We start from the raw sequence: 11993 nt of genomic DNA, 5'->3' as shown, positions 1-11993 counted from the left end.
AACATGATCAAGAACCATATAAAAATCGCTTGGCGAAATATTCGGAAAAGTAAAGTATTAAGCGGAATCCATATTTTTGGATTGTCCTTCGCCATCGCTACGGCGACATTGCTCTATCTCACGGCCATGTTCGAACTGTCGTTTGACAATTTTTACCCCGATCGCGAGCGTATCGGTTTGGCTTATACCACAAGCGAGCCGCAAGAAGGGATAACGCATAGTGCGACCATGCCAGCCCCTTTTGCTACAGCGTTGAAATCAGAATTGCCGGGTATAGAACTTATCAGTCGCTATTACAACACCAGCGTTATCCTGCGTCACGGCGACAAACAAATTGCATCCAATAATAAATACGTCGATGCCGACTTTCTTTCCATATTCAGCTTTCCCTTACTCCAGGGGAATTCAAAAGCACTGGAAGACCTAAATGGAATCGTGCTAGACGGCACCATAGCCAATAACCTTTTCGGGACAACCGATGTAGTGGGCGAACAAGTGGAGATTTCTCGGGGAGAGAGATGGATACTCCGAACCATTACAGCGGTGGCCGAACCTCTTCCATCGAATTCTAGCCTGACTTTCACCAGTTTACAGCGTTTTGAACAAAAGACGGATTACCAAAATCACATCGACGACTGGGAACACGAGGATCATTCCGTTTTCGTTAAAATGACTAACAAAATAAACGATGCTGCTTTTACGCAGCAGACAAAATCGTTCATCGATCTGTATTATAAAGACAACAGCAATATGCTGAAACGAGACGGGGCGAAAGCCGATAAAAATGGCGCCTACATTTCCTTGCATCTGTTGCCTATGGATCAGTACAACCGGAATGATCTGGGAGTGGGACAAGCAAAATCAGCGCTATTTCCTTGGATATTGTTAATAATCGCCGCGCTGATACTGTTTATCGCCTGCTCCAATTTTATCAACCTGTCGCTGGCAAATTCCATTACCCGCACCAAGGTGATCGGTACACGGAAAACACTGGGCGGCTCTACTGCTCAACTCACCGGACAATTGTGGACAGAGTCGTTGGTACTTTGCGTCATTGCCCTGATCATTGGTCTTGGGCTAGCCGCTGTGCTCCTACCCGAATACAATGCTGCTATGCATGCTCAGCTTAGCCTATTGCAGTTGTTCTCTCCAATCAACTTGCTCTTTTTCCTACTCATGTTCGTAATGCTCACCCTTTTTGCCGGCGGATATCCAGCATGGCGTTTAGCCCGCACGAATATTATCCATAGCTTGAAAGGTACAGCCACCATCAAAGCTGGTGGTTTGCGTAATAGTTTGACCGTGGTGCAGTTTGCAATCGCCATTGTATTGATTACAGCGACCATCGTCATCAGTACGCAATTACACTATATCAGCGAACGTCCGTTAGGTTTCAACAAATCTGAAGTAATCAGTATTCCGATCGGCGACGGTGTCGATCCGGAGTCGACCTTGCAGAAAATGCGCGCCAAACTAGCGTCGCAACCTTGGGTGCAAGGCGTGAGTGCTTCGGATATGAATATGGGTATCGGTCGGGATGGCAATAAAGCGAATAGCAGGTTTGGTTTTGATTACGAAGGAAAGCAGATATCGACGAATTTCATGCGGGTGGATTACGATTATCTAAAAACGCTGCATATTAAATTAATTGCTGGTCGTGATTTCGATCGTTCATTCTCTTCAGATGATACCGCAGCTGTATTAATCAACAAACAGATGGCGGTCCAACTCGGTGATCCGGAAAAGGCACTAGGGAAAACCTTATCGATAGATGGGAACCCCCAAGTTATTGGCATCATCGATGACTTTAACTTCCAGGATCTACGCAGTAAAATAGCGCCATTGACACTATCGATCAATCCGCGTATCTTCACGCTGGAGTATATTTTTGTGCGTGTGAAGACAAGCAATTTACATGAAACACTGACACAGGTGGAAAATGCTTGGAAGGAAGTGAACCCCAAAGCAGACATCGCAGCATCGTACCTCGACGAGAATACGCAAAACATGTATAAGGATGAAAAGCGTTTTGCAAAGGTCATTATTGGCGGTGCTTCGGTAGCCATTGCCATATCCTGTTTAGGACTTTTTGCTTTAGCGCTGCTAACAATTAACCAACGTGTAAAAGAAATCGGCATCCGCAAGGTACTCGGTTCTTCCGTATCGGGTATTGTTATGCTGCTTTCGAAAGATTTCGTAAAATTAGTTGGACTGGCTTTCGTGCTCGCTGCGCCGCTCTCTTGGTGGATGATGAACGAATGGCTTCGGAATTTCGCGTACCGTATCGATTTGGCTTGGTGGATGTTTGCGTTAGCTGGCGTCGCAACAGCTATTACCGCATTGCTTACGGTTAGTTTCAAAGCTGCACAGGCCGCTCGCGCCAATCCAGTGAACAGTTTAAGGGACGAGTAGTTATTATGTTAAAGAACTATATAAAAACCGCGCTCCGTCAAATAGTGAAATATCGGTTTCATTCCATACTCAATGTAGTGGGTCTTGGTCTGGCTATTGCTACTTGTTTATTTATCTATGCGTTCAATACGTACCAACTGAGTTTCGACCGTTTTCATCCCCATGCTGAACGCACCTTCATCGTCGTAGAAGATTTACACCTCGACCAGACAGAACATAATAAGGGTGGTTCTTATGCGATGTACAACGCTATCCGACAAGAATTACCACAGGTCGAAAAAGCTGCGCTGTATATAGACAAACAGGATTTTACGCTAAAAATTGGCGATAAACTTCGAAAAACAGAAGGCAAAGCGTGTTTTACCTCATCCGATTATTTTGAAATCATGGATTTCCCATGGTTAGCCGGAAGTCCGCAGCGGTTGGACGAGCCGGCAACAGTAGCTTTAACAAAGACCATGGCAAAAAATTTCTTTGGCGACGAGGAAGCCATCGGACAAACCATATGGGTAGAAAGCAAATTTCCTGCGACGGTCGTCGGTATTATCGACGATAGCCGGAAGAACTCCGATTTTCGGTCAGAGATATATTTTTCACTCGCCTCTGCAAATGAATTCCGAGAAAGCGCCTTCTTTCATAATTGGGGTTACACCAACTCAGCCAATAATATCCTGCTGACCTTACGCCATGCCGAGGACAAAGTCGGTATAGAAGATAGTATCCGACAACTGATAGCGAAACACTGGCATAAAGATGTACTGGAATACTATACCTATAAACTACTTCCTTTGACGGCCTTCCATTTCGATATGGATTATGGCAAGGCTACGCAATTGTCACTTTTAGGGATTCTGACTGTTGTCGCTTTAGGTATCCTGTTTATGGCAGCCATAAATTATACGAATATAGTTTCTGCTCAACAACTCTATAGAAGTACAGAAATGGGGGTACGAAAGGTGCTGGGAAGTTCAAAACGACAATTGTTCCTCCAGTTTCTAATAGAGTCGTTATTGATTTCTTTCTTTGCTTTGTTATTGGCCTGGTTATTTCTATGGACAGCCATTGACTGGAGCAATTATTATCTGTTCGTCAACGAACCGTTACAGGTATTATCGATCCGGAAATTATTTTTTCTTTCCCTAGTCATTTGGTTCTCCATCTGCGTAACAACAAGCATATTTCCCGCCTATTTTCTTAACAAAACGAGGATTCAGGTTGCGTTAAAGAAACAGGTTGCTGGCAACTGGGGATTAGGGCGAAAAGCATTGATTGTCTTTCAAAATGTGCTTGCGTTAATCTTAATCGCCTCCACTATTGTTATCGTTAGCCAAGTTCGTTATCTTAAAAATACCGACATGGGCTTTGATAGAGAAACGGTGTTTGTCTTTCCCTTAAAGCATGACATGCGGGACAATGTCGAAAAGATAACTGCCTTTCTAATGCATCGTAGTGATATTTTAGCTTTCACTTTTTGTGATAATCCTCCATCATATGATAAAGTCTGGGGAGGGACTTTTAAGTTTGATAACAGAGCAGAATGGGAAACTTGGGCGCCACGTTACGCCATCGGAGATTCCGCTTACATAAAAACGTTTGGTATACAATTGCTGGCAGGTCATAATTTCAAAGACGATGAACAACATCCCGAGTTTTTGATAAACGAAAAGATGGCCAAAAACCTAGGCTACCAGAATTATCACGAGATCATCGGAAAAGATTTACATGCCGGCGGGTTAAATGACAAATATCAAGGAAAAATTGTTGGTGTAGTTCGCGATTTCACCACCAATTCTTTAAAAGAAGGTATATCACCTACTGTTATCGGATATAATAAAGTGCGCATCAAAAACCTAGCGATAAAATATCGAGGGAACCATCCAAGTCAATTGCTCAAAGATTTGGAAAAAGAATGGAAACAATGGTATCCAAACGAACTTTTCGATTATAGATTTTATGATGAACAGATTGGCAGTCTATACCAAAAAGAAGCCCTGTTGGAAAAATTGATATGGATCTCGGCGGCTATTTCCATAATAATAAGTTCTTTAGGCTTTCTAGGGTTATTATCCATTATGGTGGTTAAACGCACCAAAGAAATCGGTATCCGAAAAGTATTAGGTGCCAGCATAAGGGGTATTACCCTTTTATTATCAAAGGAATTCATCAGCTGGGTTGGCTTAGCATTTCTTTTTGCTATTCCCATAGGATGGTATCTCTTGGCTAGATGGTTGGATGATTTCGTTTACCGAATTGAATTGCGGTGGTGGATGTTTGCACTCGCTGGCTTGATCGGTCTATTCATTACGTTGATAACCATCAGTGTTCAAACCATCCGAGCGGCAAAAACCAATCCGGTGGATAGTTTAAGGGATGAGTAAATTCATACTTTTTATAAAAGTAAAAAGAGGCCGTCTCAAAAAGACAGCCTCTACACGCTAATTATATCATTGCCAGTACTCGTTAATGCTTATTTTGGCATTTCTGGTAATGAAAAACCATTTTTATAAGGCTTATTTATCCATTCTTTCGCGGCTTGCTCGGCATTCAGCGTTATGGATTGACGATTAAATTTCGGATGACCATCCGTTACGTGAAACTCATCTACAGTAACGACTTTAATTTCATCATTCGGATTGATGTTGGTAAAACGCATGTTTTCACCATCCCAAAGCAATTCTCTATTTAGACCTTGTAGCCGTACAGCAAGAACGCCCATGACAACCATTTCATTGAAAGGACCGGAGAATTGAAAGTTCGAGCTAGTTTCCGTACGGTTTTCTGTGGATTCTTTGGCGGCTCTAATCCAGTCCTGTTCGTGTGCATCGGTTTTCCAGATATCACCGTTTCCACCTTTAACACGAGGAATCCATGGGGTAGGTTTCTTGAAATCCTTCATATTTTCAACCGGGAGCAAGGTTGCATTCATGCCATAACAGCCCGTCATGATTTTGCCTTTTTTACCGATGAAGATAATGCCACCATCCGGATCCCCCATCATCGTTCCAGGAGCAAGTTCTTCCGGACGGTCTGGCAGTAACCCTCCATCATACCAATAGACATCTACTTCCGGCATTTTGACTTTGCCTGTTTCAGGACGTGCCGGGAAAGTGTATTTCACAATTTCTGCATGAGGAGGTGAGTATAGGTTACTTAATGTTGAACTGCCATTTACTTTAGTCGGGTATTTTAAGTTCAATGCCCAGTAAATCGGATCCATAATATGACAGGCCATATCACCTAAAGCGCCGGTTCCGAAATCATACCAACCTCTCCAATTCCAGGGCGTATAAACAGAGTTGTATTCGCGATGCTCAGCAGGCCCTAAGAAGAGGTTCCAATCCAAGTCTTTTGGAATTGACATGCCTTCTTTTGGCTTCATCAAACCTTGCGGCCAAATAGGACGGTTGGTCCAGCAGTGAACTTCATAGACTTCGCCAATGGCATCTGATTGGATCCATTCGGCAATTTCGCGACACCAGTCAAAAGAATTACCCTGATTACCCATCTGGGTCGCTACGCCATATTGTTTAGCCAATTTGGTTAACAATCTGGACTCATATACATTGTGGGTTAAAGGTTTCTGTGTATAGGTGTGCTTTCCCAGGGTAATAGCGTGTGCCGTTACGCCCGCATGGGTATGGTCCGGAGTCGCTACCATTACAGCGTCAATGCTGTTGCCAATTTCATCGAACATCTTCCGCCAGTCTTTGAAGCGCTGTGCCTTTGGATACGTATTGAACGTTTTGCCTGCGTATTTCCAATCAACGTCACAAAGTGCCACGATATTCTCTGTTTTCATATTGTTGAGATTTCTGCTACCGATACCTCCAACACCGATTCCAGCAATATTCAACTTGTCACTAGGGGCAATGTGCCCAAACTTTTTGCCAAGGACTGTATTCGATACAATTGTAAAGCCAGTTAGTAAGCTAGCATTTTTGATAAACTCTCTTCTTGAATTATTTTCCATGTTATTTGGTTTTAGTTTATTTCGCTTATTCGGATATTTTTAAAATACACAGGGTCTCCGTGATCTTGGATGCCGATTTTTCCTTTTGAGACTTTAGCATAGGGGAACGTCGCAAACTTACTTGTCGCAATCTGCTCTTTTAATTCATCGGAGCCCATTTGGTATTCCAGAATAAGTTTTTTATTTAACCAATGTTGTACCCTACCATTTTTAGATAAAATACGGGTTTTGTTCCACTGACCTGCTGGATTCATAGCAGATCGCGTAGGGGCGATTACATCGGACATTGATCCTGTCTTTTGTTGCTCGGTGAGTTTTTGCGGATAATTTTCATTATCAATTATCTGAAATTCCGGTCCAGTCTGATACATGTACTTGTTATCTGGATGTTCAACGACATAGATGAAAATACCGCTGTTACCTCCTTTTTCAATTTTCCATTCTATCTCTAATTCGAAATTTTCAAATTCTTGGTTTGTGACGATATCACCGTTTTTCCCAGACGTGGATAAAACACCTTCTTCGACTTTCCATCCCTTAACTCCGGTTCCATTATACTGATGCCAAGCATCTAACGAATTATTCGCTAATAGATCGATCCACTGTCCCTTTTGCTGCAAATCAATGCTGTAGGTCATCGGAATGTTATGAACGACCTGAGGGGATTCGTGTATACCAACGGAGAACAATGCGAAGATAGTGCTGCTTATTAAAATTGAGTTTGTCATGCGTGATATGTTAGGTTTAAAAAATACTAATATCCGGGGTTTTGTGTTAAGCCGGGATTGGCGTCAATGGCCGTCCGCGGGATAGGGTATATCAATCGCGTGGCGTCAATTGCCCCTCTACCAACAGGCCCAGGGATTGGATTTAAAAAAGTTCCAAACCTGATCATATCTTGACGGCTAACTAATTCCCAAGCGAACTCGAAACGCCTCTCTTTATAGATATCATCCAATGTTACCTGGTTAAGTAATTTAGAAGGATCCGTGAAAGCTCTCTTTCTTATCGCATTCACGAGTTCAGTTGCCGTAGCATTCGATAATCCTGAACGCACTAATGCTTCGGCTTTCATCAAGTAAACATCTGCTAATCGGAAAATGGCATAGTCATTCTCCATATTTCCGTTTACGCCTTTTTGAAATTCCCATTTGTAGCAACGTGCGCCGTCTTCTTGTTCTACCTGGCCCCAGCCATCAGCGTCTACGCTGTATTTGAATGTAAAATCGATGTGGTGAATCAATGGACGTCCATGAGCTGTAATTAAGAGTTCTCCAGTTGCAGGATCTCTCATTTCTCCAATAAGGAAGGAGCCTGCAAAGCGACTATCGTCGGTATCAAATTCATGAACATAGCCTGGCATGGCATTAATACCATTAAACCCCGTAGTACTTAATCCCAAAGCAGTATTACTTAGATAATGGAGCGTATGTTGTAGCATGATGTTACCACCATCGACCGTACTAAACACAATTGGGAAAATGATTTCTTTAGAATTTTGATTATTGACCGCAAAACTAGCTTTCCAATCGGATTCCAAAGTGTAACCAAGTTCAAGCACCTTGTCACAACTAGCAATAACTTCGTCCCATTTGGTCCCACCAGTAGGATTCCAAATGTTTGCATTGAGATACATCTTTGCTAATAGCGTATATGCTGCGCCTTGGGTCATCTTTCCATAGCTACTACTGGTTACATCAGCTCTTAACAGATCTTTCACCTCGTTCAGCTCAGCAAGGATGAATTCATAAACTTCTTTTCTGCTCGATGTTTTCGGCTTTTCGGTAACCGTAAAATCCGTAACGATCGGAACATTTCCGTAATTATCGATTAGATAATAATACCATAACGCCCGTACTGCCCGGATTTCGGCTAGTATTTGTTCCTTATTGATAACCGAGGGGTTTGAATTTACCATATGATAAATTTGATTACAGGTTGAAACGCCGCGCATCATTCCGTTATAGGAGTCTGTAACATATCGGTTTCCAGATGTCCAGGTTCCGAATCTAAATTCTTTAAATAAACCACCTTCCCATCCATCACCTCCCTTACGGGTTGGGGTAATAGCCATGTCGGAAGAACCGTCTACCATGCAAAAATATGCCGGACTCCAAATAGGCTTTAAAGTTCTATAAATCGGTGCTATTAAAGCATTTATTTCTTTTTCTTTCTGTCCGAATTTGTCGGCAGGGAGTTTGTCGTACAAGTCTTCGTCTAAGTTTGTACACGCACATATATGAATTGTTAACAGTGTTGCTAACCCATATTTTAATAACTTTTTCATGCTCATCAAGTGCTAGAGTGTTAGATTAAGTCCGAATGATACGGTTTTAGCTTTTGGATAATAATTTCGTCCTTCCATGCCGGGTGCTAGTCCTCCCATTTCAACTTCAGGGTCCATTCCCTTATAATTTGTAATCAAAAAGAGGTTTTGTCCATTTAGGAATAACCGTAACCCTTTTACATATTTGATAGAATTTGCTGGAAAACTATAGCCAATGGTGGCATTGTCAAGACGTAAGAATGATCCTTTTTCAATATTAAAGCTGCTGTATTTCGGATTGTCTGTTAGACCGTTGGTGAGGGCTTCCTCAAGAACATTTCCGCCCGGAAGCCAAAGTGTAGTCGCATATGCCATTCTAGAAAAGTTTAGAACATCATTTCCATAGACTCCACGAAGAAAAAAGGATAGATCGAAATTTTGATAATTAAATGAATTGTTGATTCCATATGTGAACTTCGGTTGAGCAGAGCCGATGTAAGTTCTATCATCATCCGTTAAGCCAGCCTTTCCGTCTATCATATCATCGAAGATATATTTTCCTTCAGCATCAAGCCCCAATGATTTCCAACCAAAGAAAGTACCTACTTCGCGTCCCTCTTCCAGAATGTGTGTAGTTGTATGTGCGGCACCTCTTACGGCAGCCGACCCTAATTTAATGGACGAAGTTGAAAAGTTCGCATTGGATAATTTCGTCACTTCATTTTTGTTGTGGGCAAAATTTAAAGAGACATTCCAAGTAAAATTGTCTTTCTGCACAGGTGTTCCGTTTAATAAAAATTCAACTCCACGATTCGACATTGATCCTACGTTTGCAATCATCGAAGGGTATAAAAAAGGAGGAACAGGAACTTGATACATATATAACAGGTCGTTAGTTTGTTTATCATAGTATTCTACTGTTCCGCTCAATCGACCCTTTAGCATTGCGAAATCAATTCCGACGTTAAACATCGCTGTTTCTTCCCATTTAAGATCTGGATTTGCATTCTGCCCAATTTGGTAAGCTTGATACCAACTTCCATTATCGTAGTATCTACCACTTGCGGCATATAACTCTAATGTTTGATATGGATTTAGGCCGTCCTGATTTCCAATAACCCCATAACCTGCTCTTAATTTTAGATCATCAAATACATTTTGTTGAATGAATGATTCTCTCAAAATATTCCATGCAGCCGAAACAGACGGGAAAAGTCCCCATTTGTGATTTCTACCGAATTTCGACGAACCATCGCGACGCAATGATGCACTTAAAACATACCTTTCATCGAAGGAATAATTTGCACGACCAAAAAAAGAAATTAACTTATTCATATTCGCCCCTGACCAAACATCGCCAGCACGAAGAACTTCACCAGCAGATAAATTGTTGTATTCGAAAAAGTCAGTAACAAACTGTCTTGATTGAGCCCCTGCATCTTGATAGTAATTATCTTCATATGAATAACCCGCTAGTATAGAAAGGTTGTGCAAAGACTGATCTTCTAAAATATACTCTAAGGTTGTTTCCAGTAAATTTCTATCATTCGTCCAAGATTGACGTGATGCAAAGCCACCATCATCTCTTCCACTTTCTGTCTCTGAGTGGTTATATAAACCATAATCGTTAGCCCCCCTTTCTCTAAGGAGATTCACGCGTCCAATCAAATTTGAAAAAATATTGATCTTTCCCTGTGCGTTTAGGAAATAGCGACTCTCTTTGTTATCAATACTATTGTACGTTAGATTTCTAACTGGATTCCCTTCATCGTATCCACGACTATCAAACCAGCTTCCATCTTCATTTTTTACTGGATAAACTGGAAGCATATTATATGCAAGAACAAAATTCCGATCGTTTGTAGGACTATAATCACGCTGTGTAATTCCACCGATTAAAGAAATCTCAAGCTTATTGTCCATCGCTTTTTGAGTAAATGCCAAGCGACCATTTAACATTTTTAAATCGTTTCCAATCGCTAGCCCTTGCCGATCTAGGTAATTTATCGAGCCTCTATAAACACTATTGTCATTTCCGCCTGATACAGAAAGACTATGATTTTGAGACACCCCTGTTCTTAATATTTCATCGAACCAATCTGTGTTTGCCCCTTTATCGAGACCAGAAACATTTAGGTTATTATCCTTTACGTATTGACGCCAACCATCAGCACTTAGCATTTTTGGTTTATTACTCACTTTGTCGACACCTGCATAACCTTCGTAGTTTATTATTGGATTATTTGCTTTACCTTTTTTTGTTGTGATTAAGATAACCCCACCCGCGGATCTTGATCCGTAGATTGCTGCGGCAGAAGCATCTTTTAACACGCTTATTGACTCAATATCTTGAGGAGCAACGGAATTAATATTCATCCCAGGGACTCCATCAATAACAACAAAAGGTGCGGAGCTTCCTGTAAGGGATGAAGTGCCGCGCAACCGAATGGTTTCACCTTTGCTTACATCACCCGACCCGGACGTAATCGTTAAGCCAGCGACCTTTCCTCGTAGTAAATCAACAGCATTTCGATTAACACCTTTATTAAACTCTTCTTCTTTTAAATTGCTTATTGATCCGGATATAAGTCTTTTGTTTTGCGTGCCATACCCCACAACGACAACCTCATCTAAATTATTAATTGAAGATTGAAGTTGGACGTTAATTGTCGTTTGTTGTTGTAGCATAATCTCTTGTTTCAAATATCCAACTAACGAAAATACGAGCGTAGAACTATTCGGTGGAATTTCAATTTCGAAATCACCTTGATTATCGGACAAGCTAGCAACTTGACTGTGTTTTACTGTCACTGTAACGGCTGACAACGGATTGCCAGCAGCGTCTGAAACTCGTCCTTTTATAATTCTTTGCTGTTTACCTAAATGAGCATCCGCCTCCTTTTCAACTTCTTCTTTTCGTATCACAATTACTTCATTTACCACTTTGTAAGTAAACGGGGTATTATTAAACAGCTGATTCAATGCATTTTTGACTGTTGTTGTTTTGAAATCGATATCAAACTTCTTTTGATCGACGAATAATTTCGGGTCAAATGCTAAGTCGTAGTTAACCTCTTTACTTATTCTAATAAGCACCTGGTCGAAACTCGCGTTTTTCATTCGGAAGTTTATTTGTTGACCTAAGATGTTCTTAGCATGTAAGAAGGTAAATGCACTAATTAAAAGCAAGATTTTCATCATAATAATGGTCTTTAAAAAGAACAGAAATTGTTCTCTTTTCCATGGAATTTTCATAGTTTTACTTGGTTTTTAGTAAATAAATTAGATTGCTATATTCGCTAAGGACCTAAATTTATTGTCGGGATGTTTGCAGCATTCCGACAT

Annotated in this window: 6 protein-coding genes; 2 read left to right on the top strand and 4 right to left on the bottom strand. The window is 41.2% G+C overall.

Annotated features, from left to right (window positions below):
- Positions 1-3 precede the first annotated feature (3 nt).
- Positions 4-2412 carry an ABC transporter permease gene (locus tag H8B17_RS16630; protein ID WP_190310352.1) on the top strand — a complete coding sequence of 803 codons (2409 nt, stop codon included), beginning with the start codon at positions 4-6 and terminating at the stop codon, positions 2410-2412.
- A 5-nt stretch (positions 2413-2417) separates the two neighbouring features.
- Positions 2418-4790 carry an ABC transporter permease gene (locus H8B17_RS16625; protein WP_190310351.1) on the top strand — a complete coding sequence of 791 codons (2373 nt, stop codon included), beginning with the start codon at positions 2418-2420 and terminating at the stop codon, positions 4788-4790.
- Between the two features lie 89 nt (positions 4791-4879).
- On the opposite strand, the gene H8B17_RS16620 is transcribed toward H8B17_RS16625, so the two are convergent.
- The 4 genes from H8B17_RS16620 to H8B17_RS16605 are packed head-to-tail and all read right to left on the bottom strand — an operon-like array spanning position 4880 to position 11903.
- Positions 4880-6382 carry a Gfo/Idh/MocA family protein gene (locus H8B17_RS16620; protein ID WP_190310350.1) on the bottom strand — a complete coding sequence of 501 codons (1503 nt, stop codon included), beginning with the start codon at positions 6380-6382 and terminating at the stop codon, positions 4880-4882.
- 11 nt (positions 6383-6393) lie between these two features.
- Positions 6394-7110: a 3-keto-disaccharide hydrolase gene (locus H8B17_RS16615; protein ID WP_190310349.1), complete on the bottom strand. Its 717-nt coding sequence runs from the start codon at positions 7108-7110 to the stop codon at positions 6394-6396.
- Positions 7111-7136: 26 nt separating this feature from the next.
- A complete protein-coding gene (locus tag H8B17_RS16610) occupies positions 7137-8669 on the bottom strand; it encodes a RagB/SusD family nutrient uptake outer membrane protein (protein WP_190310348.1) in 1533 nt (510 codons plus the stop codon).
- Positions 8670-8681: 12 nt separating this feature from the next.
- A complete protein-coding gene (locus tag H8B17_RS16605; protein WP_190310347.1) occupies positions 8682-11903 on the bottom strand; it encodes a TonB-dependent receptor in 3222 nt (1073 codons plus the stop codon).
- Between the last annotated feature and the right edge of the window lie 90 nt (positions 11904-11993).

The sequence above is a fragment of the Sphingobacterium arenae genome, from assembly GCF_014692505.1.
GTDB lineage: Bacteria > Bacteroidota > Bacteroidia > Sphingobacteriales > Sphingobacteriaceae > Sphingobacterium > Sphingobacterium arenae.
The sequence above is the reverse complement of the archived record's forward strand: the minus strand, read 5'-3'. Positions and strand labels throughout refer to the sequence as shown.

Coding starts and splice junctions, on each gene's coding strand:
- H8B17_RS16625 (WP_190310351.1), top strand. CDS start 2,418: ATGTTAAAGAACTATATAAAAACCGCGCTCCGTCAAATAGTGAAATAT.
- H8B17_RS16610 (WP_190310348.1), bottom strand. CDS start 8,669: ATGAAAAAGTTATTAAAATATGGGTTAGCAACACTGTTAACAATTCAT.
- H8B17_RS16605 (WP_190310347.1), bottom strand. CDS start 11,903: ATGAAAATTCCATGGAAAAGAGAACAATTTCTGTTCTTTTTAAAGACC.
- H8B17_RS16630 (WP_190310352.1), top strand. CDS start 4: ATGATCAAGAACCATATAAAAATCGCTTGGCGAAATATTCGGAAAAGT.
- H8B17_RS16615 (WP_190310349.1), bottom strand. CDS start 7,110: ATGACAAACTCAATTTTAATAAGCAGCACTATCTTCGCATTGTTCTCC.
- H8B17_RS16620 (WP_190310350.1), bottom strand. CDS start 6,382: ATGGAAAATAATTCAAGAAGAGAGTTTATCAAAAATGCTAGCTTACTA.